Source organism: Bacteroides sp. AM07-18 (genome assembly GCF_003602695.1).
GTDB classification, from domain to species: domain Bacteria; phylum Bacteroidota; class Bacteroidia; order Bacteroidales; family Bacteroidaceae; genus Bacteroides; species Bacteroides uniformis.
The window spans coordinates 103,486-126,156 of the sequence record NZ_QTLM01000004.1 but is presented as its reverse complement, the minus strand read 5'-3'; the positions used below and the strand labels follow the sequence as shown (position 1 = coordinate 126,156).

At 44.5% G+C, this 22,671-nt stretch carries 21 protein-coding genes; 16 read left to right on the top strand and 5 right to left on the bottom strand.

The features are described from left to right. Nucleotides 1-34 precede the first annotated feature (34 nt). Genes DW096_RS07995 through DW096_RS07980 form a run of 4 tightly spaced genes read left to right on the top strand, consistent with a single transcriptional unit; the run spans nt 35 to nt 3,625 of the window. On the top strand, nt 35-1,000 hold the full coding sequence (locus tag DW096_RS07995; protein WP_016272069.1) for a glycosyltransferase: 966 nt from the start codon (nt 35-37) through the stop codon (nt 998-1,000). Nucleotides 1,001-1,029: 29 nt separating this feature from the next. Then, the gene (locus tag DW096_RS07990; RefSeq protein ID WP_005833777.1) at nt 1,030-1,914 is read left to right on the top strand and encodes a glycosyltransferase; all 885 of its coding nucleotides are present in this window, start codon (nt 1,030-1,032) and stop codon (nt 1,912-1,914) included. 59 nt (nt 1,915-1,973) lie between these two features. Continuing rightward, complete coding sequence (locus DW096_RS07985; RefSeq protein ID WP_005833775.1) at nt 1,974-2,810, top strand: glycosyltransferase family A protein; 837 nt, start codon at nt 1,974-1,976, stop codon at nt 2,808-2,810. Further along, a complete protein-coding gene (locus tag DW096_RS07980; RefSeq protein WP_005833773.1) occupies nt 2,807-3,625 on the top strand; it encodes a glycosyltransferase family 2 protein in 819 nt (272 codons plus the stop codon). Before DW096_RS07985 ends, DW096_RS07980 begins: the two co-directional genes overlap by 4 nt. Nucleotides 3,626-3,629: 4 nt before the next feature. Here DW096_RS07980 and DW096_RS07975 read toward each other — a convergent pair whose 3' ends face one another. Next, the gene (locus DW096_RS07975; protein WP_005833771.1) at nt 3,630-4,733 is read right to left on the bottom strand and encodes a glycosyltransferase family 1 protein; all 1,104 of its coding nucleotides are present in this window, start codon (nt 4,731-4,733) and stop codon (nt 3,630-3,632) included. 118 nt (nt 4,734-4,851) lie between these two features. Between DW096_RS07975 and DW096_RS07970 the strand changes: the two genes are divergently transcribed. After that, complete coding sequence (locus DW096_RS07970) at nt 4,852-5,649, top strand: DUF5672 family protein (RefSeq protein ID WP_005833769.1); 798 nt, start codon at nt 4,852-4,854, stop codon at nt 5,647-5,649. Between the two features lie 223 nt (nt 5,650-5,872). Here DW096_RS07970 and DW096_RS07965 read toward each other — a convergent pair whose 3' ends face one another. The 3 genes from DW096_RS07965 to DW096_RS07955 form a co-directional block, all read right to left on the bottom strand. Next, nucleotides 5,873-7,399 (bottom strand): MAC/perforin domain-containing protein, encoded by a 1,527-nt coding sequence (locus DW096_RS07965; RefSeq protein WP_005833767.1) that lies wholly within the window; start codon nt 7,397-7,399, stop codon nt 5,873-5,875. A 121-nt stretch (nt 7,400-7,520) separates the two neighbouring features. Then, on the bottom strand, nt 7,521-7,916 hold the full coding sequence (locus DW096_RS07960; protein WP_034522885.1) for a DUF3244 domain-containing protein: 396 nt from the start codon (nt 7,914-7,916) through the stop codon (nt 7,521-7,523). Nucleotides 7,917-8,044: 128 nt separating this feature from the next. Then, a complete protein-coding gene (locus DW096_RS07955; protein ID WP_117878279.1) occupies nt 8,045-9,625 on the bottom strand; it encodes a lipopolysaccharide assembly protein LapB in 1,581 nt (526 codons plus the stop codon). 308 nt (nt 9,626-9,933) lie between these two features. On the opposite strand from DW096_RS07955, the gene DW096_RS07950 reads away from it, so the two are divergent. The 5 genes from DW096_RS07950 (at nt 9,934) to DW096_RS07930 (ending at nt 16,703) form a co-directional block, all read left to right on the top strand. Next, on the top strand, nt 9,934-11,772 hold the full coding sequence (locus DW096_RS07950) for an ABC transporter ATP-binding protein (RefSeq protein ID WP_005825904.1): 1,839 nt from the start codon (nt 9,934-9,936) through the stop codon (nt 11,770-11,772). 424 nt (nt 11,773-12,196) lie between these two features. Beyond that, on the top strand, nt 12,197-13,276 hold the full coding sequence (locus DW096_RS07945) for a Gfo/Idh/MocA family protein (protein ID WP_005825902.1): 1,080 nt from the start codon (nt 12,197-12,199) through the stop codon (nt 13,274-13,276). 66 nt (nt 13,277-13,342) lie between these two features. Further along, a complete protein-coding gene (locus tag DW096_RS07940; RefSeq protein ID WP_005825899.1) occupies nt 13,343-14,830 on the top strand; it encodes a Gfo/Idh/MocA family protein in 1,488 nt (495 codons plus the stop codon). Between the two features lie 72 nt (nt 14,831-14,902). Continuing rightward, on the top strand, nt 14,903-15,778 hold the full coding sequence (locus DW096_RS07935; RefSeq protein ID WP_005833755.1) for a DUF1080 domain-containing protein: 876 nt from the start codon (nt 14,903-14,905) through the stop codon (nt 15,776-15,778). Nucleotides 15,779-15,800: 22 nt separating this feature from the next. Beyond that, nucleotides 15,801-16,703, top strand: coding sequence for a sugar phosphate isomerase/epimerase (locus DW096_RS07930; RefSeq protein ID WP_005825894.1), 903 nt, complete (start codon nt 15,801-15,803; stop codon nt 16,701-16,703). Between the two features lie 93 nt (nt 16,704-16,796). On the opposite strand, the gene DW096_RS07925 is transcribed toward DW096_RS07930, so the two are convergent. Further along, on the bottom strand, nt 16,797-17,432 hold the full coding sequence (locus DW096_RS07925) for a viroplasmin family protein (RefSeq protein WP_057281933.1): 636 nt from the start codon (nt 17,430-17,432) through the stop codon (nt 16,797-16,799). 117 nt (nt 17,433-17,549) lie between these two features. On the opposite strand from DW096_RS07925, the gene DW096_RS07920 reads away from it, so the two are divergent. The 6 genes from DW096_RS07920 (at nt 17,550) to DW096_RS07895 (ending at nt 22,585) form a co-directional block, all read left to right on the top strand. Beyond that, nucleotides 17,550-18,152, top strand: a complete 603-nt coding sequence (locus tag DW096_RS07920) for a nitroreductase family protein (RefSeq protein WP_057087425.1) — start codon at nt 17,550-17,552, stop codon at nt 18,150-18,152. Nucleotides 18,153-18,214: 62 nt separating this feature from the next. Next, entirely contained in the window at nt 18,215-18,742 is a 528-nt protein-coding gene (locus DW096_RS07915) for a shikimate kinase (protein ID WP_005825881.1), read from the top strand. A gap of 135 nt (nt 18,743-18,877) precedes the next feature. Beyond that, entirely contained in the window at nt 18,878-20,770 is a 1,893-nt protein-coding gene (speA, locus tag DW096_RS07910; protein ID WP_005825878.1) for a biosynthetic arginine decarboxylase, read from the top strand. Nucleotide 20,771: 1 nt separating this feature from the next. Beyond that, nucleotides 20,772-21,542: an acetylglutamate kinase gene (gene argB / locus DW096_RS07905; protein WP_057281894.1), complete on the top strand. Its 771-nt coding sequence runs from the start codon at nt 20,772-20,774 to the stop codon at nt 21,540-21,542. Between the two features lie 61 nt (nt 21,543-21,603). After that, entirely contained in the window at nt 21,604-22,113 is a 510-nt protein-coding gene (locus tag DW096_RS07900; protein WP_009037385.1) for an RNA polymerase sigma factor, read from the top strand. Continuing rightward, the gene (locus tag DW096_RS07895) at nt 22,103-22,585 is read left to right on the top strand and encodes a hypothetical protein (RefSeq protein WP_016272056.1); all 483 of its coding nucleotides are present in this window, start codon (nt 22,103-22,105) and stop codon (nt 22,583-22,585) included. Before DW096_RS07900 ends, DW096_RS07895 begins: the two co-directional genes overlap by 11 nt. The last annotated feature ends 86 nt before the right edge of the window (nt 22,586-22,671 follow it).

Genomic DNA, 22,671 nt, shown 5'->3' with positions numbered 1-22,671 from the left:
TTGTTTTATAAAGTATGAAATCTGCATAAATTTTATGGATAATTCTCCTATGGTGAGTGTAATACTTCCCAATTATAATCATGTTGTTTATTTGAAAGAGAGGATTGAAAGCATCCTCAATCAAACCTATCAGAACTTTGAATTGATTCTGCTGGATGATTGTTCTGCGGACAATAGTTGTGATATTTTGAATGCCTATAAAGAACATCCAAAAGTTTCGGCATTAATGTTGAATGAAAAGAATACAGGCAATACTTTTCTTCAATGGGATAGGGGCATTCGCCTTGCTAAAGGAAAGTATGTTTGGATTGCAGAAAGTGATGACACTGCCGATATTCATTTTTTGGAGGCAACAGTTGCCGCATTGGAGTTGAATCCAAGTGCAATAATGTGCCTTACTGGTTCCATTCTGATAGATGGACAGGGACAAAGGATGAAACGTAAGAGCCGTGACCGTTGGAAAGAAACCGGAGAAGTGAAAACATTCGATGGCAAAGAATATGTAAAACATAATCTGTTATATAGGAATTATGTGTATAATGCCAGTATGGTGCTTTTCAAGAGGGAGGTTTACGATAAACTAGATAAGTCCTTTCAGCAACTTCGCTGTGCGGGTGATTGGCAGTTCTGGGTAGAAGTGGCACAGGAGGGGAAAGTTGTAGAGGTACGCCGGAAATTGAATTACTTCCGGCAACATACCAATAAAGTAACCAGCAGGTCTAAATATACAGGGGAAGGAATGTTCAATACGATAGATGTGATGTCGTATATGTTTTCTTGTACAGACGTTGGCTGGTATAGAAAATGCTTGGTGAGGGGAGAGTGTTATAGACTTATAGCGAAACTACCGGTTTCACCGGACATCCGTGCCCGTCTGTATGTTGAGGCAAGAGGGAAAATGGGGGTTCTGCCAGTACATTACTATCTGGAACGTATAAATAGGATATTAGCATTTGTGATTCCTTTTCTTCCTACTCATAGAAAAGATAAATTCAAATAAAGGTACATTATATAAAAGAGGATATAGGAATGCTGTCAATTATCATTTGCTCTATTTCACCGGAACGATTGCAAGAAATCAGCCAAAATATACATGCTACTATTGGAGTGGAACATGAGATTATCGCTATAGATAATCGGGAGAAGTGCTGGTCTATAGCTCGCGCTTATAATGAAGGTGCTCGGCAGGCTCGCTATCCTTATTTGTTTTTCGTCCATGAAGATGTGAAATTCCATTCGCAGGATTGGGGGACGGTTGTTGCTGAGAAGTTGGCGGAACCGAGTTGTGGAGTAATAGGTTTTGCAGGAACTAAAATAATGTTCGACTGCTATTCGGGATGGATGCAGCATCGTCGTTTTGCTTGTACTTCTTATTTACAAAAAAAAGGAAATGTGACGGCATTCACTGGGTTCAATGTGGTACAAGGAGAGTGGTTTGCGGAAGTTGTAGCAGTGGACGGTTTCGGAATGTTTGTCCGAAAAGAGGTATGGAAGGCATATCCTTTCGATGAAAAGATGCTGACTGGATTTCATTGCTATGATGTTGATTTCTCTTTACAGATAGCTGTAAGCAAACGATATAGGAATTATGTTTGTTGCTCACCGGAAGTTCAAGTGGAACATCTCTCGGAAGGTAATTATAATCGCAACTGGTGCCAAGATACGGTCAGGATGTATAATCGGAAATGGAATGTTATTTTGCCGATAAAGATAGATGACCTTTGTCTTACTAAAAGGGAGATGGAAAGATATAGAGAAAAGAGCTTTAATCGTTTCTTGCAAAAATCTTTTAAAGTTGATTTCCCTGAGAAGAAAGAAGTTTTGATGGCTTTTTTGTCTTATCCTTTTTCTTTAGAACATTTGTTGCATTGTATTTCGGGAGTATATAGATATTTAGTAGGGAAAGATTCTTAACTTTGTAAATTGATTATTGTCATCTGCTAAATAATTTAGATAAAATATAAACATATTGTATGGACGCATTAAATGAAAAGGGTATGGTGTCTGTTATTGTACCTTGTTATAATCAAGCCATTTATTTGCCCGAAGCCTTGAACTCTTTATTGGCTCAGACTTATCAGTGCTGGGAAGCGATAGTTGTGAATGACGGTTCGCCTGATGAAACAGAAAAAGTGGCATTGGAGTATACGCGGAAAGACTCAAGAATTAAATATGTATTCAAGGAAAACGGAGGATTGTCTTCTGCGAGAAATAAAGGTATAGAATTGGCTCAGGGAGAATTTATATTGCCGTTGGATGCAGATGACATTATACATCCGGAGTATATGGAAAAGGCGATGGAGGCATTCGAGGACAATCCATTCCTGAAACTGGTATTTTGTCGAGGAGTTTTTTTCGGAGTAAAAAATAAGGTTTGGAATTTGCGTTATGAAGGGTATGAGGAGTTGCTTCAGAGAAATCATATTTTTTGTTCTGCTTTTTTTAGGCGCAGTGATTGCATGGCCATTGGCGGCTATGATGAGAATATGCGGAAAGGACACGAGGATTGGGAGTTCTTTATCAGGTTGTTAGATGAAAATAGTCTTGTGTATCAGATACCCTCTCCACTCTTTTATTACCGTGTCAAGGAGCAATCTATGATAACTGCGGCAAAGCAGGCCGATGTATTTAATGAAACGGAGTTTTATATCTATTCAAAACACAGAACCCTTTATGCTTCCTTTTTTGGAGGCAGTGCATTGCACATCATTCGCGAACTGCTTTATCTGCGCAAGAAGCGCGAGGCGCATAGAAATAAATGGTATAGAAGATTTTTCCGTCAATATATAAAAGGACTTTTTCACAAATGAAACTATCTGTCATAACTATCAACTATAACAATGCTGAAGGACTGGCCAAGACAATGGACAGTGTTTTCAGACAGCGCTTTTCTGACTTTGAATATATTGTCATAGATGGTGGCAGCACTGATGGCAGTAAGGACTTGATTGTGAACAATCAGGATAAAATTGCTTATTGGTGCTCTGAAAAAGATTCGGGCATATATAATGCCATGAATAAAGGCATCCGGGAGGCATCTGGAGAGTATTTACTTTTTTTGAATTCGGGTGATTTTCTTCATGACTTTGCTGTATTGGAGGACATTCATCCTTTTTTGTCGGGCGAAGACATTGTTTACGGGGATTTGCTTTTTGTACACGGCGATGGAAAGGAGGATTTGTTTGTATACCCGGATGTCTTGAGCTTTGAATATTTTTTGGAACGCTCTTTGGGACATCCTGCTGCTTTTATAAAGAGAGCATTATTTGAGGGGTGCCTTTATACGGAGACGCTTAAGATTGTTTCTGATTGGGAATTCTTTGTGAAGAAGATAGTGCTTGAAAGCTGTTCTTATAGACATGTCGAGAGGGTGATAAGTATCTTTAATATGCAAGGCATCAGTTCTGTCTCTTTAAGTCTTTGTGAGGAGGAAAAGAAATATATCCTGCAGGGAATATTTCCTCCCATGATACTCGACTCTTTGCAGTTGGCTGCTTGCCTGAAAAAGCAGCCTTTGTTTGAACTTTTCCGTGAGATGAGCAAGACACACCGTTTCCAGAAGAGGGTAAAGCCTGTCCTGACCTTCTTGCTGAAATTGAACAACGCTTTCTCTATGCGGAAATGAATGGTCAGAAGACTGCTTTTGCTACTTTCCGGTAGACAAGTTCGGTTTGGCGGGTTGCCTTTTCCCAAGAGTAAAGTTTAATCCTTTCTTTGCCGGCAAGTATAAGTCTGGTGCGTTCAGCTTCGTCGTATATCACACTTTTGATAGCTTCTGCCATCGAAGAAACAGAGAATGGGTCGAAATATGCCGCTGCATTTTCGGCAATTTCAGGAAAGCAAGAGGCTTGGCTCAAAGCTACGGGGCAGTTGCAAGTGTAGGCTTCTAAAATAGGGATGCCGAAACCTTCATAATAAGATGGATATACAAATAGCAGAGCACGGTTGTATAATTCTTTCAGATGCTGGTCGTTGACCGAAATTTGCAGTGTATGCGGAGCGATGCCTATACGTGATATTAATTCTGATTCAGCCTTTGAAAACGGTTTGCCTGCACATATTAGATGTAGATGTGCATCTGTTTGATGGATTATACTGAAAGCTTCTGCTAATCGTTGGAAATTTTTGTAGGATGTCCGGTCACCAACAAACAAAATGTATCTTTGGGGAAGATGTAGATTAGGCTTGCTTATAGTGGATTGTAGACTACAACCGTGGTAGATAACGTCTATTTTTTGAGGGGATATGCCTAATGTTTCTATGATATCTTTCTTGGTATGTTCGCTAATGGCTATAATGTGATTGGCTTTTGTGATAATTTCTTTCTTCTGTTGAATAATGGATATGGAGTCTTGAAACAAGTCTGGATATTTTTCATAGGTCATGTCGTGTACGGTTATCACAAAAGGATTATTGCCTATTTGCTTAAGAAAAAGGGGATTGTAATATGTCGGATGATAGACAAATGGAGCGTGTTTCTGCATCAGCTTTAAGATTAGTTTGGCGTTGCTTTGATACAGTTTCTGTTGATGATACTTAAAGAACAAATGGGGGATGTAGATACCGTGTCTCTTGATTTTACTATTCAATAGATAATGATTTTCTGTATAGCGTACTGCAATATCGTAATTAAACTGTAAATTGGACATGATTTCACAGAAATAGCGAGAAATGCCGCCGAATTTCTGCTGGTCGAAAATTTGTGAATCATATACTATAAAGGGCTGCTCCATGCTTGTCTATATATTGTAATACGATGCAAAGGTAAAGGAAAGTTTTGAAGTTCTGTGATTGAAATGATTTTTATATCTTTTATATTGTGTATTTTTGTGCCCTTCAAAGTTATAGTGTATGGATAAAAAAGATATTGTAGTAGTAGTGCCTATTTATTTACCTGCTCTATCAGAGATGGAAGCGGTGTCGCTGAAACAGTGCTTGGATATTTTGTCTGATTACTCCATAGTGATTATTAAGCCTGAAAATCTGGATATTTCCAATATACAATCTCAATTTTTACTCCCTAAGGTAATATCTTTCCCAGACAGATGTTTCCAAGGTATTGAAGCTTATAATCGTTTAATGCTTGACGTGGCTTTTTATAGAACTTTTTCGAGCTATACTTATATGCTTGTTTATCAATTGGATGCTTATGCGTTTAAAGACGAATTGTTCTTTTGGGCTTCACTGGGGTATGATTATATTGGTGCGCCGTGGATGCCGCACCAAAGAAAATATTGGAGGTTTCCTACTCGTTTCGTCTGGTTTGTCCAGCGTTGCTTCTGGAGTATTTTCTATCCTAAGAATCTGCGCAGAATGAAGTATTGTTGGTTTCATGTTGGTAATGGTGGCTTTTCTTTAAGGAAAATCAGTAAGATGATAGCAGTTACAGAGCATTACAAAGCTATAATTGATAAGTGCATGGCAGACAGTAATTCTTTTTTCCCCGAAGATGTCTTTTTGCTTTTGAATACTCATGATAAAGAAGTTCATTTGAAACGTCCTTCTTACAAATTGGCTATGAAATTTGCAATTGAGCAAATTCCGGCATGGTCATATAGGGCAAATGGATGCCAGCTCCCTTTCGGCTGCCATAATTGGACGCATCCTGAGATGCTCCCTTTTTGGTCTCAATTCATAAAGCTCGGTTAAGGAGCATGACCGCATGATTTCTTCCGGTGTGGTTTGCTCTTTCCTTGGACCTTGTTTGGTGCTTGGTTTGAAAACAGTATGAATAAAGTAGTATTATTAACTATACGTGAATTCGATATAGCTGTACTATCAGCCATCACAGCCATCAGCTTCGTTCAAAACCTCTTTTGATTCATATCGAATTCACGTTAATATAGTGTTTCTGTTATGTCTTGGAGAATGGTTAGGGTTTGATTATATATCCGTCAATTCCGAAATATTGTTCACCCCATTTAGCTTTGGCATACTCTACGGTCGCATAGCTGTTGGTGTACCAAGTGTCTTTTGTGTGTGTGCTCTTGAGATGATGCAGTGGTACAGTATTGGGTTGCTCGTCAGCATATACATATCCATCTATTCCATAATACTGTTCATTCCATTTCTTTTTAGCATATTCAACATCAGCGTAACTGAAAGCATACCACGTGTCTTTGGTATGTATGCTTTTCAGGCGATGCATTGGTTTTGTATTGGGTGCAGGTTCTACTAATACAAATCCTAAAAAGTCAGTTAAATAATCACCGCTTACTTGATTTATATAGTTTACGTCATCTTGTGAAAAAACCCACCAGTTGTCTTTTGTGTGTGGACTTTTTATTTGAAACATTGGTTTTACCTCTATAATCGGACGAATTTTGCTTTTGATGTATTTTTCTGCAGCGTCTTTAATTTGCTGTTTTTTTATAGGGTCTTTGATGAATTCGTATATGGGGTATGTCTTATTGAAATTAATTTCTGTCAATACACAATGCGTTTTGTCAACAGACTGCTGCCATCCGCTAAGATTGAATGTGTGGTTGGTTGCTCCGTCGGATGTTATTGTGATTGTATGACCATCGTGCTGGCCGCCATACATGTTGACGTTGCATGACCAGTTACTATTTCTCCTTTGGTATTGTTCTACTTCGGTTGTAGTAGAACTTCCGGAGAAGGAGAGGTTAACCGTTTTAATGGCACCAGTGATGCCTCCTTTGGCAATTTTGGTTTTAGACTCTACTTTTAGATTGTCGGTGATAGTTGACTTATAGAATATAGAAAGGCGTCCACCTACATTGAAGTCGATAAGAATATGTGTTCCGAATTCTTCAATAATGGCATCAGGAGAGGCTGTAGAAAGTCTGCTCTTAAAGTATGGAGTGAGGTAGTCGGCCAAAACTGTGGGGTCAGCATAAAGTTGGTAGCGTTCTAATTGCTTGATTTGGTCGACCCGAATGTAGGTCTCTTTGGTCGTAATGGAAGTTTTATTGCTTGATTCTTTGTCAAAAGAGACATTTGCTGAAAGGCTATAGGGTACTTCCTTATTGGAGGTGTCTGTGCTGGTTGCCCCATCTTTTTTAGGATTGATTTTTGCAGCAACCGAACCACTAAAATTCGTTTTATTGATGATGTCTTTTACATAGTTCATGTAGTCTTCTCCAGCATAAAAGTTGTCTTTGATTTCACCTACATATTCCACTTTGTATAATTGGGGATTTTTCGCATAGAAACCTGCAATATCTAATACTTCGTTTTTTATGGATTGTCTGGCAAGATATTCTCCGGTTATATCATAACCGTAGCCTAATACTTGATATTGACCATCTCCCATTGACTTCGTTGTTGGCATTTGTTGGTCTTCTTGAACAAACTGCTCGTCAAAAGTGTTGGTGCAGCTAATGGCGAATATTCCCATTGTAATGATGGGAATAAAAAGAAAATGTTTTTTCTTCATAATTCTGGAAATTAATTTAGTTTGCCTTTTGAAAGGACTGGTTTAACGCGTATTCAGTCCTTTCAATCGGTTCGTTTTATAAATTGGTGATATATATCACTTCCTTGTCAGTTGGATGTTTCTATAGCGTGAAGCTGCCATATAGGAATGCTTCATCGGACTCTATTTGAATGGAGTAGTTGCCGCATGATTCTTCATCTAGGTTGATGCTGATATTTGTTGGAGCATCGTATGTTTCTGAATAGACGGTTTCACCGGTTGATTCATTGATGAGGAGGATGGTGACGGTGGGTAATACCTCGTTGAAGTCGACACATACCGTATTATTATATAGGTAGGCGTTGGCGGTTTGAATGATACTACGAGATATAGGGGTATCTCCTTTACTAGTCGGATTTTTTCTTTTTGCTTGGATTAGGGCGATTTCTGTAAAAGGATTGTTCTTTTTTTGTGCGTATGTCACAATATTGCTTAAAAAGAATGTCGCAATTAAGATAGACAATAGATTCTTCATCATTATACACTTTTTTGATTATTGATGCCGCAAAGGTCGGTTTAATACGGCAGGATAAGTGTATAATATTGTATAATTTCGGTGTATAATGGCGTATAATATTGTATAATTGTTGTACTTGCTAATGATTGTTATGATTGGCAAGATGATTGGAGATTCTTTTTTAAAGCTTCCTTAAGAGATATCTCTTTGTGTGCAAATCCCATTTTGTTTTCTAATATGCGGTCTGCCTTTTTGTAAATAGTATCCCGTTCGCAGCTCAATATATGGCAAAAATGGCTTATCGGGAGGTTTGTCAGGTACAGACAACATAAGTAGATTTCGTCTTCTGTCAGGTGATATTTTGATTGTAGTTCCCGGGCAATATTATTCCAACATTTGTTGGTTTCTGCAATTAGTTGTAGCCAGTCACCTTGATGCATTATTTCTGATTCTGCCTTTTCTTTATGAGAGCGGATGATTAGAGTCATCTTGTTGTATACCTCAGATTGTTCGAATAGAACAAGTCCTGCCTTATGCAGCATTTCTTTTTCGGTTTGGTTATTGGGCTTTTGTTTTCTTTTCTTATAGGATAGGATGATTACAGCTACAATGAGGGTTAATATGATTATTGATATACCTATGATACGATAATGGGTGTGTTTGCTGATTATGTTTTGCTTGTTGCTTGGCATCCCTTGTTCTGCGCAGACAATGGCATCGGGCTGTCTGGACTTCTGCATGCTGTCCAAATAGGCAGAGTAGTTGCGTTCCATCTCTAAGGAAGTAGCTAAGTCTCCTTGCTCTTTGGCTATGTCTGCCAGATACATGTAAGCCCCGGCTTTGGTGGCATAGTCTGTTGTGAAAAGGGATTTTTGTAGGTAGTAGCGGGCAGAATCATATTGCAATATTAGGTAATATGCGCTTCCAAGTAGTTCGAAAGCTTTGTAGCATGTTGTGCGGTCTTTCTGTACGCCAAGATTCTGTTTGGCGAATTCTATAGCTTTCTCTCCGTTTTCCATCCAGTTGTATAGTTGGCATAGTGAGGAGGACACATTTTCTTTTAATTGTATGTTGGACTGTTTTTGGACGATAGCGAGTGCCTTCAACATCATTTTTTCGGCTTCGGGATAGAATTCTTCTCCTTTTTCCATACAGATGACTCCTCGTCGTGACAGAACTTCTGCTTGAAGAACAGAGTCCTTTAGCTGAATACCTATTTGTTGTGCCAATTGATAGCTGGAATCGGCTTGTGTATTTAGGTTTTGTGAATAGTATAGATAACCTATATTCAGGTAGATAAGACTTAATAGACGTCTTTCTCCTGCTTTTTCAGCCAAGGGCTCTGCTATGAGGTATTGAGTCATAGATTCTGTTCTTCTCTGTGAATCCCGGTAGACGCAGCCGGAATAGTAATGGGCCCTTGCCCGCTTTTCTATGTCGTTTGTGCCGTTGTAGTAGGTCAGGGCCGATTGTATCAGGGAATCATTGGTTTGGATAATGTAGTTCTTATCTCTTGCTTCTGTCATTAATAGGCCATAATAAGCACTGTCAGCTTGGGTCTGCAGGCTGTTTGTCGGGAATGCTTCGAGCATAGATAGGGCAGTGTCCGGTTGCTGAACGATGAGCGAGTCAATTGTAATCAGGTACTTATTATAGTTCACTCGGGTATTGCAAGCAATGGACAGAAGTACGATTAGGACAGATAGGGTTGTGATAATAGCTTTTCTCATGTGGTGAACAAAGTTCTCAGTTAAGTCGGGTGCAAAGGTACATCTTTTTCATTATTTACTCATATAATTGCTTGGGCATATTGAAGTTTGAAGAAAATTGTGTGGAAGTTAGGAGTAAAGATGGAAAATAAATGAGCCGGCTATTATTAAGATGACAATGTATGAGTGTACATGGTGCTGGAGAAGTATGCAAGGACACAAAAGAAAGTAGAGAATGTGGGCATTTAGGCAGAAATAACCTGAAACCCTTTTCCATTCCCTCGTTTTCTTGTATCTTTGCGACCTCATAATTCACTTAACTACAAGCAATGAAGGAATTCCTACAACTGATGCGGCGCTTTGTGTCGCCTTACAAGAGATATATCGGTTGGGCAATCGTGCTCAATGTGCTGTCCGCTATATTCAATGTCTTTTCATTCACACTGCTCATTCCTATTCTCAATATCCTTTTCAAGACGGGGGAGAACACCCAAGTGTATCACTTCATGGAGTGGGGAAGCGGTAGCTTGAAGGAAGTGGCGGTGAACAATTTCTATTATTACGTCACTCAGATGATTGAGACACACGGGCCACAGATGACATTGCTGTTCATGGGGCTTTTCCTTGCTTTCATGACCATGTTGAAGACTTCCTGCTATTTCGGTTCTTCCGCCATTATGATTCCCCTTCGTACGGGAGTGGTACGCGATATCCGCGTGATGGTCTATTCCAAAGTGATGCACTTGCCGCTCGGCTTTTTCTCTGAAGAAAGGAAAGGGGACATCATTGCACGTATGAGCGGTGACGTAGGCGAAATTGAAAACTCCATTACCAGCTCACTGGATATGCTGCTCAAGAATCCTATCCTGATTCTGCTTTATTTTTCCACTCTGATTGTAACCAGCTGGCAGCTGACTCTGTTTACTGTCCTGGTATTGCCGGGTATGGGCTGGCTGATGGGAAAAGTCGGCAAGAAACTGAAGCGTAAGTCGTTGGAAGCCCAAGGGAAATGGAGTGATACCATGTCGCAATTGGAAGAGACGCTTGGTGGACTGCGTATAATCAAGGCTTTTATAGCAGAAGACAAGATGGTGGACCGTTTTAAGCAATGCAGCGACGAGCTGCGTGATGCAACCAACAAGGTAGCCATCCGTCAGTCGTTGGCACATCCGATGAGTGAATTCCTCGGTACGCTGCTCATTGTATTGGTACTGTGGTTCGGTGGTCTGCTTATTCTGGGCGACGGCACTTCCATGGAAGCATCAACGTTCATCTTCTATATGGTGATTCTGTACAGTATCATCAATCCGTTGAAAGACTTTGCAAAGGCAGGATACAACATTCCAAAGGGTCTGGCATCCATGGAACGTGTGGACAAAATACTGAAAGCCGAGAACCCCATTAAGGAACCGGTAAACCCGTTGCCGCTGCACGGGATGAATGACCGGATTGAATTTAAGGACCTCTCCTTCAGTTACGACGGCAAGCGCGAAGTGTTGAAGCACGTCAATCTGATGGTGCCCAAAGGACAAACCATTGCACTTGTCGGCCAGTCCGGCTCCGGCAAATCTACATTGGTGGATTTGCTGCCGCGCTATCACGATGTGCAGTTAGGTGAGATTACAATTGACGGTGTGAATATTAAGAATTTTCGCATCCACGACCTGCGTGCGTTGATAGGAAACGTGAACCAAGAGGCCATTCTGTTCAATGACACCTTCTTCAACAACATTGCCTTCGGTGTGGAAAATGCAACTATGGAGCAGGTGGTCGAAGCGGCAAAGATTGCCAATGCCCACGACTTCATCATGGAGACCGAACTCGGTTATCAGACCAACATTGGCGACCGTGGCGGCAAGCTTTCCGGCGGACAGCGCCAGCGTATCAGTATTGCCCGTGCCATCTTGAAGAATCCGCCTATCCTGATACTCGATGAGGCCACTTCAGCACTCGATACCGAAAGCGAACGACTGGTGCAGGAGGCTCTGGAACGGCTAATGAAGACCCGTACCACGATTGCCATCGCCCACCGCCTTTCCACCATCAAGAATGCGGATGAGATTTGTGTACTCTATGAAGGTGAAATCGTGGAACGTGGTAAGCACGAGGAACTTCTCGAGAAGAACGGCTATTATAAGAGACTGAATGATATGCAGTCTCTCTCATAGCAATAAAATTCTGCGTACTTTGCTTCCACCCGCTTGTGCTAGGCTGTTATGACTAAATAGGAAGTTAATTTCCTGCAAACAGCCTATTAATTCTTCTTTCTCTTCTATACTTCTTACGCAGAATCTATAATGTAGGTGGGTGTTGATGGCTGCCGGCAGAGTGTTTCACGGCTTGTTAGGCAATGATGAATAAAGGGCGTTCTTTTGCCTTTTACGCTTTTTTAATATCTGCTTGCTTCCATTCTATCACTAATTATCCTATTTTTGCAAAGAACACATACATAAACATTGCAAATATCATGAAAAAATTATATCCAACGTCTACGACGACAGCTACTATGACTATCAGTCCAAGTACTCTTAATCATGTAATTCAATCGACCCCGATAATACTATAACTGTAAATATTTAATATTCGCCTACCATGAAAATAAAAGTTGGTTTGATAGGGTTCGGCAGAATGGGGCAAATGTATTGGGAGGAAATGCAGAAAAGCGGTCGATGGGACATCGCATATATCTGCGATACCGATCCGGCCTCCCGAGAATTGGCAAGAAACCTTTCCCCTTCATCCAGAATCATATCCGATGAACAAGAAATCTTTGATGACCAGAGTGTAGAAGCTGTTGGTCTTTTTGCATTGGCAAATTCCAGAAAAGAACAAATAGAGAAAGCTGTCCGGAGCAATAAGCATATCCTGACGGAGAAACCCATTGCCGATACCATTGATAAGGAATGGGAAATTGTGGACCTGATTGAAAAGTATGATCGCATTGCCGCTGTCAACCTTTATCTGCGGAACTCCTGGTATCACCAGGCTATGAAGCAGTTTATCGATGAAGGCGAGATTGGCGAACTGGCTATCTTGCGCATCTGCCACATGACTCCGGGATTGGCGCCGGGCGAGGGACACGAATATGAGGGTCCCGCCTACCACGACTGCGGCATGCACTACATAGACATTGCCCGCTGGTATGCCGACAGTGAATACAAGACCTGGCATGCCCAAGGCATGCGGATGTGGGACTACAAGGACCCTTGGTGGGTACAGTGCCACGGTACGTTCGAGAACGGCATCGCCTTCGATGTCACACAAGGCTTCGTCTACGGACAACTCTCCAGAAACCAGACTCATAATGCATATACGGACATTATCGGTACAAAAGGTATCGTGCGCATGACGCATGATTTCCGGACTGCCGTAGTGGAGCTTCATGGCGTGAACCGTACGCTTCGCCTGGAGAAACCGTTTGGCGGAAAGAACCTGGACAAGCTCTGCAACATTATGGCAGACTCCATCGAGAGCGGGAAACGCGATCCGAGATTGCCGCAGATGCGAGACTCGGCCATTGCTTCCCAATACGGATGGACCTTCCTGGAGGATGCGCACCGCCACGACCTGCCCGGCATAGGCGACTTGCAGACGCTGGAGGAAATCAGGGAGCGCCGGAGGCATATGAAAGAAGGTTACGGACTGCTCCGTCCGAAGAAGACGGTAGTCTGATGCCTACTGTAATTAAGGATTGTTTTAAAACTCATTATATTAACCGATTTTAAAATCTAAAGAACCATGTCGAAATTTACAAGAAGAGAATTTCTTAAGACCGGAGGTTTAGCTTTGGCGGGTCTTACCATTGCTCCAAGCAGCATTTTGGGTAAGAGCCACGGACACGTGCCTCCCAGTGACCGTTTGAACATTGCTGCCGTAGGTATCGGCGGTATGGGACACACCAACATCAACCATGTGAAGGCTACGGAAAATATCGTGGCGCTTTGTGACGTAGACTGGCGCTACGCGAAAGGTGTGTTCGATGAGCTTCCCAATGCGAAGAAGTATTGGGACTATCGTAAGATGTACGATGAGATGGGTAAGGACATCGATGCCGTTATCATCGCTACTGCCGACCATACACATGCCATCATTACTGCTGATGCCATGACGATGGGCAAACATGTATATTGCCAGAAACCGTTGACGCACTCCGTATATGAGTCCCGTCTGCTTACCCGCCTGGCCGCTTCTACGGGAGTAGTTACCCAGATGGGTAACCAGGGTTCTTCGGACGAGGGTACCGACTTGGTATGCGAGTGGATATGGAACGGCGAAATCGGTGACGTGACGAAGGTGGAATGTGCTACCGACCGTCCCATCTGGCCGCAAGGATTGAATGTTCCCGAAAAGGAAGACCGCATTCCCAAAACCCTGAACTGGGATTTGTTTACCGGTCCTGCCAAGATGAATCCATATAACGAAATCTATCATCCCTGGAACTGGCGCGGATGGTGGGATTATGGTACGGGTGCTTTGGGCGATATGGCTTGCCACATCCTGCACCAGCCGTTCAGAGCTTTGAAGTTGCTGTATCCTACCAAGGTAGAAGGTTCGTCTACATTGTTGCTCAATGCCTGCGCTCCGCAAGCACAGCACGTGAAGCTGACTTTCCCCGCACGTGAAAATATGCCGAAGGTGGCTATGCCCGAAGTGGAAGTTCACTGGTATGATGGTGGCATGATGCCCGACCGTCCGAAAGGCTTCCCCGAAGGAAAGCAACTGATGCAGAGCGGTGGCGGTCTGACTATCTTCCACGGAACGAAGGATACGCTGATTTGCGGTTGCTACGGACAGAACCCGTGGTTACTTTCTGGCCGCGTGCCCAATGCACCGAAGGTTTGCCGCCGTGTGCCGAAGGCTATGAATGGCGGTCATGAGATGGACTGGGTACGTGCTTGTAAGGAAAGTCCTTCCAGTCGCGTAATGCCTAAGTCTGATTTCTCCGAAGCAGGACCGATGAACGAAATGGTGGCAATGGGTGTATTGGCCATCCGTCTGCAGGGCCTGAACAAGACACTGGAATGGGACGGAGCCAACATGCGCTTCACCAATATCGGCGACGACGAGACATTGCGTACAGTCATCAAGGACGGCTTCAAGATACACAACGGCCATCCGAGCTTCGACAAGACATGGACAGATCCGGTAAATGCCAAGGCTTTTGCAGAAGAGCTCATCAAGCATAACTACCGTGAAGGCTGGAAGTTGCCCGATATGCCCAGATAAACATTAAAAAGAGCACCGGAACCTGGTTTCCGGTGCTCATAAACGAATACTAATTATTTAATTTTTCAGATTATGAAGAAAATATATTATCCTTTGGCTTGCTGCCTTATTGGCGGTATACTCGCTTCTTGTGGCGGTGGTGCAAAAAAATCGAACGCTACGGAGGAAGCTGCGGCTCCTACTACTACTGCGTTGTCTTATTCCAAGTCTCTGAAAGCGCCTGAAACGGACAGCTTGAACCTGCCGATTGATGCGGACGGTTATATCACTATCTTTGATGGAAAGAGCCTGGACGGATGGCGTGGATACGGTAAGGACAAAGTGCCTTCCAGATGGATTATTGAGGATGGTTGCCTCAAATTCTGTGGAACCGGTACCGGCGAAGGACAGACCGGTGAGGGCGGTGACTTGATTTTCGCCCATAAGTTCAAGAACTTTGAGCTGGAACTGGAATGGAAGATTTCCAAAGGTGGTAACTCCGGTATCTTCTATCTGGCTCAGGAAGTTACTTCAAAGGACAAGGACGGCAACGAAGTGTTGGAACCCATCTATATCTCTGCTCCCGAGTTCCAGGTGCTGGATAACGCCAATCATCCGGATGCCAAACTGGGTAAGGACAACAACCGTCAGGCTGCTTCCTTGTACGACATGATACCGGCTGTTCCGCAGAACGCCAAACCTTTCGGCGAATGGAACAAGGCAAAGATTATGGTATACAAAGGTACTGTAGTTCACGGACAGAACGATGAAAACGTACTGGAATATCACTTGTGGACTAAGCAATGGACTGAAATGTTGCAGGCAAGCAAGTTCAGCGAAGAGAAGTGGCCCTTGGCTTTCGAACTGTTGAACAACTGCGGTGGTGAAAACCACGAAGGCTTTATCGGTGTACAGGATCATGGCGACGATGTTTGGTATCGCAACATCCGTGTAAAGGTTCTCGACTAATTCCTTTTAAAAAGATAGTACTATGAGAATCAAACATATGATGATTTTGTCAGCACTGTGCTTATCCATGATGGCCACAAGCTGCAGCAGCCACAGCACGGAAACGGCGCCGGAAACGACGAAAAAGGAAGTAGCCATCCAGCTCTACTCTGTAAGAGACTTGGTGAAGGACGGCAGTAACCTCGACCAGATTCTGAAGGATTTGGCTGATATGGGCTATACCAGTGTGGAGGCCGCCAACTACAATGACGGTAAGTTCTACGGCAAGACTCCCCAGGAGTTCAAACAGATGGTGGAAAAGAGCGGTATGACCGTGCTTTCTTCGCACACTACCCACGGGTTGTCGGACGAGGAACTGGCTTCGGGCGACTTTACGGAAGCCTTGAAATGGTGGGATCAGTGCATTGCTGCCCATAAGGAGGCCGGTATGGAGTATATCGTGACTCCGTATCTCTCCGTTCCCAAGACATTGAAAGACTTGCAGACCTACTGCGACTATTACAATGAAGTGGGCAAGCGCTGCCAGGCTGCCGGTTTGAAATACGGTTACCACAATCATGCCCATGAATTCCAGAAAGTGGAAGACAAGGAGCTGATGCTGGACTACATGCTGCAACACACCAATCCCGAATATGTATTCTTCCAGATGGACGTTTACTGGGTAGTGCGCGGCCAGAACAGCCCGGTGGATTACTTCAACAAGTATCCCGGACGCTTCACCATGCTCCATATCAAGGATCACCGCGAGATTGGGCAGAGTGGTATGGTAGGTTATGATGCTATCTTCAAGAATACGGATACTGCTGGCGTGCGCCACATCGTAGCTGAGATTGAGAAATACAGCTGCCCCGTAGAAGAGAGTGTGAAGCAGAGTCTTGACTACTTGCTTGATGCTCCTTTCGTGAAGGCATCGTATAGCAAATAAAACATGATGGCGGCTATTCATTCATAAGCTCGGCCGCATCATTTTCTTGACGCGGGCACAACCGGATGAAGAATCCGGGGTGCCCGCGTTTTTTTACTTCCTTCCGAAGTCGGCCGGAATTTCCCCCCATTGCTTTGTCTCCCATTTTAGGATGCGGGTGGTGTAGGTGTTTTCGCGCAACCACTTCTCCGCACGTTCTATCAGGCAGAAAAGCTCTTCGGTCTTGGCGTCGCGCGGCAGTTTGGTCTTGCATTTTTTCTGTTTTATCCAGTTGATGGCGTTCACGCTGTCACTGTAGATGGGCATGTCGAAACCTTTCTGTTTCAACAAGGCAAGTCCGTGGACAATGGCGAGGAATTCGCCGATATTGTTGGTTCCATACATCGGCCCGAAGTGGAAGATTTCCTGACGGCTGGCGACGTGTACTCCCCGGTACTCCATGGCACCGGGGTTTCCGCTGCAAGCCGCGTCTACGGCAAGGCTGTTTTCCGCGACGGCGGTGGGAAGGGGAGCGTCGGCGCCGGGAATAGTCTTGGCAGGAGAAGGGGCTGACCGCTTGATGTACGCGTACGGCGAAGAGGCAAAGGCTTTTTCCGCTTCCTCGCGTGATTCGAATGACTTGTATTTTGCTCCTTCGTAGCCTTTGGTCTGCAGTTGGCAGTCTGTCCAGGAAGTGTAGATACCCGGGCTGACTCCCGCCCATACGACGTAATATTTTTCTTTCTTCATAACTGCGGACAAAGGTAAAAAAGAAAATCCGAACAACTTAACTCTTTCATTTGTTTCTTTGTATGGCGGATATAAAATAAAGAAGAGAAGACTCAATAAAAAAAGAAAGGACAAAAAATGAAGAGAACATTTGCAGAAGCCATGGCGCATCGCCGTAGTTATTACTCTATCGGCAGCGATTCGCCAGTACTGGATGAAGAAATAGTACACATTATTCGTGAAGCCGTAAAGAATGTGCCGTCAGCTTTCAATTCACAGTCTACAAGAATTGTATTGTTGCTGGGCGACGAACATAAAAAATTGTGGAACATCGTGAAGGAAACCCTGAAAGCACGCATCTCTGCCGAGGCTTTTGCCAAGACGGAAGCCAAGATTGACGGCTGTTTTGCCAGCGGACACGGTACTGTGCTCTATTTTGAAGATACTTCTGTAGTCAAGAAGCTGCAGGAAGCATTCCCTTCCTATAAGGATAATTTCCCCACTTGGTCACAGCACACCTCCGCTATGCACCAGTTTGCCATCTGGACTATGCTGGAAGATATGGGGTTGGGCGCCTCCCTGCAACATTATAACCCCTTGATTGACGACGAGGTACGTCGCACCTGGAACCTGCCCGACGACTGGATGATGATTGCACAGATGCCCTTCGGTACACCCACCGGTGAACCGGGAGAAAAGGAATTCGAAGATTTAAGCAAGCGTATCAAAATTTTTCTCTGATACAGAGGCGTTTTCAGCTTGGAATTGCTACCTTTGCAGGAAACCTGTAACTCGTAGCAGATATGATACGTATTTTCTTGACCGGCTACATGGGAGCCGGTAAAACTACTTTAGGAAAGGCTTTTGCCCGCGAAATGAATGTGCCGTTCATTGATTTGGACTGGTACATCGAAGAACGTTTTCACAAATCAATCCGTGAATTGTTCACCGAGCGGGGAGAAGCCTCTTTTCGTGAATTGGAGCGAAACATGCTGCATGAAGTAGGGGAATTTGAGGATGTCGTGGTCTCTACCGGTGGCGGTACTCCTTGTTTTTTTGACAATATGGAGTATATGAACGGTTGCGGGCAGACGGTGTTTCTGGATGTACACCCCGATATTCTGTTCCGCCGGCTCCGGGTGGCGAAGCAGCAACGCCCCATCCTGCAAGGCAAGACGGACGAAGATTTGCGCACCTTCATTGTGGAGGCGCTGGATAAGCGTGAGCCTTTCTACTCGCAGGCCCGTTATCGCTTTGATGCCGGTTATCTGGAAAGCCGCAGCCAGATTAGCGAATCCGTGCAACGGTTACGCCAACTTTTAGGACTTTAATCCCTTGTAAATGTGTATTTTTCAGTCCGAGGAGCTGGATATATTAGATTTATGTGTATTTTTGTCGCCCCCTTTATAAGACACACTATAGTGGGAAAATAGTAAATTGTAAATAGTCTAATAGTAAATGTACTGATGAGAAAATGGCGTATTGAAGATTCAGAAGAGCTGTACAACGTAACTGGTTGGGGCACTTCGTACTTTGGTATCAATGACAAAGGTCATGTTGTGGTGACACCGCGTAAGGATGGGGTTGCTGTCGATTTAAAAGAGTTGGTGGACGAGTTGCAGTTGCGCGATGTAGCGGCTCCGGTATTGGTGCGTTTTCCCGATATTCTGGACAACCGCATCGAGAAGGTGTCCTGCTGCTTCAGACAGGCAGCCGACGAGTACGGGTATAAAGGAGAGAACTTTATTATCTATCCCATTAAAGTGAATCAGATGCGTCCCGTGGTAGAAGAGATGATTAACCATGGGAAGAAGTTCAATCTGGGGCTGGAAGCGGGTTCAAAGCCGGAGTTGCATGCTGTGATAGGGGTCAATACAGACCCGGGTTCCCTCGTGGTTTGTAACGGATATAAGGACGAGAGCTTCATTGAACTGGCACTGTTAGCACAGAAAATGGGCAAACGCATTTTTCTTGTTGTAGAGAAACTTAATGAGTTGAATCTTATTGCCAAGATGGCGAAGCAATTGAAGGTGAAACCTAATATCGGCATTCGCATTAAATTGGCTTCCAGTGGAAGTGGCAAATGGGAAGAAAGCGGAGGAGATGCCAGCAAGTTCGGACTGACATCCAGTGAACTGCTCGAAGCGCTGGACTTCTTGGAGAAAAAAGATATGAAGGACTGTCTGAAGCTGATACATTTCCATATCGGCAGTCAGATAACCAAGATACGCCGCATCAAGAATGCTTTGCGTGAAGCTTCGCAATTCTTTGTGCAGCTGAACAAGATGGGCTTCAACATCGAATTCGTGGATACCGGTGGCGGTATGGGAGTTGATTATGACGGTACACGCTCTTCAAGTAGCGAAAGCTCCGTCAACTATTCCATCCAGGAATATGTCAACGATGTGGTGTCGACTTTCGTCGATGTTGCCGACAAACACGGGTTCCCTCATCCCAATATCATTACCGAAACGGGACGTAGCCTGACTGCCCATCACTCCGTGCTTATCTTCGAAGTGCTGGAAACGGCTTCCCTGCCCGAAATGGACGACGACTGGGAACCGGGAGAGGATGCTCACGAACTGGTGAAGGAACTGTATGACATCTGGGATAATCTGAGCCAGCGCAGTATGCTGGAACCTTGGCACGATGCGCAGCAGATACGCGAAGAGGCACTCGACCTTTTCAGCCATGGCATCGTCGACCTGAATACGCGTGCACAAATAGAGAAACTCTACTGGAGTATCTGCCGCGAAATCAACTCCATTGCCAGCGGCATGAAGCACTGCCCCGAGGAATTCCGCAAGTTGAGCAAGCTGCTTGCCGACAAGTATTTCTGTAACTTCTCGCTGTTCCAGTCATTGCCCGATTCCTGGGCCATCGACCAGATGTTCCCCATCATGCCCATACAACGGCTGGATGAAAGACCCGACCGCGAGGCTACCTTGCAGGATATGACTTGCGACTCGGACGGCAAAATTGCCAATTTCGTCAGCTCGCGTGCCGATACGACCACCCTGCCGCTGCACTCGTTGCGCGACAAGGAACACTACTATCTGGCGGTTTTTCTGGTCGGAGCTTATCAAGAGATTCTGGGAGATATGCACAATCTGTTTGGTGATACGAATGCCGTGCATGTGTCTGTCAATTCCAAAGGCTACACCATCGACCAACTGATTGACGGCGAGACGGTGGCTGAGGTGTTGGACTACGTGCAATATAATCCTAAAAAACTGGTACGTACGCTGGAAACTTGGGTGACGCAGTCCGTCAAGGAAGGGCGTATCTCTGTGGAAGAAGGGAAGGAATTCTTGTCTAATTACCGTTCCGGACTGTACGGATATACTTATTTGGAATAAAATGGAGAAACTGACTGTAATAAAGGTGGGTGGCAAGATTGTAGAAGAGGAAGCCACCTTCTATAAGTTATTGGATGACTTTGCAGCCATCGAAGGCTACAAGGTCTTGGTACACGGAGGCGGACGCTCGGCCACGAAGCTCGCTGCCCAACTGGGTATTGAAAGTAAAATGGTGAATGGCCGCCGCATCACTGATACCGAAACGCTGAAGGTGGTGACCATGGTGTATGGCGGACTGGTGAATAAGAATATCGTTGCCGGCTTGCAGGCGCGTGGTGTCAATGCACTGGGCTTGACGGGAGCCGATATGGATGTAATCCGTTCGGTAAAGCGTCCCGTGAAGGAGGTGGATTATGGGTTTGTGGGCGATGTGAAGCAGGTGAATGATGCTTTCTTGGCAGACCTCATTCATAAGGGTGTGGTTCCCGTGATGGCTCCGTTGACACACGATGGAGACGGGCACATGCTGAATACGAATGCCGACACTATTGCCGGAGAGACCGCCAAGGCTTTGGCAGGTTTGTTCGATGTAACTTTGGTGTTCTGCTTTGAAAAGAAGGGTGTGCTGCGCAGCGAAGACGATGATGACAGCGTGATTCCACAGATAACGCCGGAGGAATTTAAGCAATATGTAGCCGATGGAGTGATTCAAGGTGGCATGATTCCAAAATTGGAGAACTCTTTCGAGGCATTGAATGCCGGTGTGACTGAGGTCGTAATTACTTTAGCATCAGCCATCAACGGGAACAGTGGAACCCGTATCCGAAAATAATTCAAAAAAAAACGGCAGTAGACTGTAACTTTCTGAATACTTAACCGTCAATTTATTAGAGATGCAAGAACTCAGCTTTCGCAATGACATTCTCCCGCTGAAGGACAAGCTCTTTCGGTTAGCCCTGAGAATTACGTTCGATAGGGCAGAGGCAGAGGATGTCGTGCAGGAAACGCTGATAAGGGTCTGGAACAAGCGTGACGAGTGGTCGCAATTCGGCTCTATCGAAGCCTATTGCCTGACAGTGGCAAGAAATCTGGCGATAGACCGTAGCGAGCGAAAAGACTCCCGTACCGTGGAGCTGACCCCCGAAATGGAGCAGGCCTCCGATGCATCGGGCCCTTACGAGAAGCTGGTGAACAAGGAACGGATGGCGTTGATACACCGGCTGATGAACAGACTTCCCGAAAAGCAGCGGCTGATTATGCAGCTTAGGGATGTGGAAGGTAAGAGCTATAAAGAAATAGCAGCAGTCCTGAACTTGACCGAGGAGCAGGTAAAAGTGAACCTCTTCAGGGCGCGGCAAAAAGTAAAACAAACGTTTATTGATATAGAAGGTTATGGACTCTAAATATATAGAACAACTCTTGGAACGCTACTGGCAGTGCGAAACTTCTTTGGAAGAGGAGGCTGAATTGCGTGCTTTCTTTAGCGGAAGCGATGTGCCCAAGCACTTGCTTCGCTACAAGGATTTGTTCGTATATCAGCAGCTTCAGCAGGAAGTGCATCTGGGTGAGGATTTTGATGCCCGGGTGCTTGCCGAAGTGGAAGTTCCGGTGGTCAAGGCAAAGCGCCTGACATTGACTGCACGCTTCATGCCGCTGTTCAAAGCCGCCGCAGTAGTAGCAGTGGTCCTTTCGATGGGGAATGTGATGCAACATTCATTTTTCTCGGATGTAGAGGAGGTGGCCGCAGCCGATACTATCGGTAAACAGATTTCCGCACCGTCGGTAGCTCTCTCGGGAGATGTGGTCGTGTCTCATGAGAAGCAGGTAATGGACAGCCTGCGCCGGGTGGACAAGGAACTGGAAATCAAGGAATAGATATTTTCATTTGCTTTTAAAATAACATTTTCATTTGCTTTAAACATAATAGTTAGTGTGCTTTATTAAAACAACTTGAGGCTGTG

Coding starts and splice junctions, on each gene's coding strand:
- DW096_RS07995 (WP_016272069.1), top strand. CDS start 35: ATGGATAATTCTCCTATGGTGAGTGTAATACTTCCCAATTATAATCAT.
- DW096_RS07990 (WP_005833777.1), top strand. CDS start 1,030: ATGCTGTCAATTATCATTTGCTCTATTTCACCGGAACGATTGCAAGAA.
- DW096_RS07985 (WP_005833775.1), top strand. CDS start 1,974: ATGGACGCATTAAATGAAAAGGGTATGGTGTCTGTTATTGTACCTTGT.
- DW096_RS07980 (WP_005833773.1), top strand. CDS start 2,807: ATGAAACTATCTGTCATAACTATCAACTATAACAATGCTGAAGGACTG.
- DW096_RS07975 (WP_005833771.1), bottom strand. CDS start 4,733: ATGGAGCAGCCCTTTATAGTATATGATTCACAAATTTTCGACCAGCAG.
- DW096_RS07970 (WP_005833769.1), top strand. CDS start 4,852: ATGGATAAAAAAGATATTGTAGTAGTAGTGCCTATTTATTTACCTGCT.
- DW096_RS07965 (WP_005833767.1), bottom strand. CDS start 7,399: ATGAAGAAAAAACATTTTCTTTTTATTCCCATCATTACAATGGGAATA.
- DW096_RS07960 (WP_034522885.1), bottom strand. CDS start 7,916: ATGATGAAGAATCTATTGTCTATCTTAATTGCGACATTCTTTTTAAGC.
- DW096_RS07955 (WP_117878279.1), bottom strand. CDS start 9,625: ATGAGAAAAGCTATTATCACAACCCTATCTGTCCTAATCGTACTTCTG.
- DW096_RS07950 (WP_005825904.1), top strand. CDS start 9,934: ATGAAGGAATTCCTACAACTGATGCGGCGCTTTGTGTCGCCTTACAAG.
- DW096_RS07945 (WP_005825902.1), top strand. CDS start 12,197: ATGAAAATAAAAGTTGGTTTGATAGGGTTCGGCAGAATGGGGCAAATG.
- DW096_RS07940 (WP_005825899.1), top strand. CDS start 13,343: ATGTCGAAATTTACAAGAAGAGAATTTCTTAAGACCGGAGGTTTAGCT.
- DW096_RS07935 (WP_005833755.1), top strand. CDS start 14,903: ATGAAGAAAATATATTATCCTTTGGCTTGCTGCCTTATTGGCGGTATA.
- DW096_RS07930 (WP_005825894.1), top strand. CDS start 15,801: ATGAGAATCAAACATATGATGATTTTGTCAGCACTGTGCTTATCCATG.
- DW096_RS07925 (WP_057281933.1), bottom strand. CDS start 17,432: ATGAAGAAAGAAAAATATTACGTCGTATGGGCGGGAGTCAGCCCGGGT.
- DW096_RS07920 (WP_057087425.1), top strand. CDS start 17,550: ATGAAGAGAACATTTGCAGAAGCCATGGCGCATCGCCGTAGTTATTAC.
- DW096_RS07915 (WP_005825881.1), top strand. CDS start 18,215: ATGATACGTATTTTCTTGACCGGCTACATGGGAGCCGGTAAAACTACT.
- speA (WP_005825878.1), top strand. CDS start 18,878: ATGAGAAAATGGCGTATTGAAGATTCAGAAGAGCTGTACAACGTAACT.
- argB (WP_057281894.1), top strand. CDS start 20,772: ATGGAGAAACTGACTGTAATAAAGGTGGGTGGCAAGATTGTAGAAGAG.
- DW096_RS07900 (WP_009037385.1), top strand. CDS start 21,604: ATGCAAGAACTCAGCTTTCGCAATGACATTCTCCCGCTGAAGGACAAG.
- DW096_RS07895 (WP_016272056.1), top strand. CDS start 22,103: ATGGACTCTAAATATATAGAACAACTCTTGGAACGCTACTGGCAGTGC.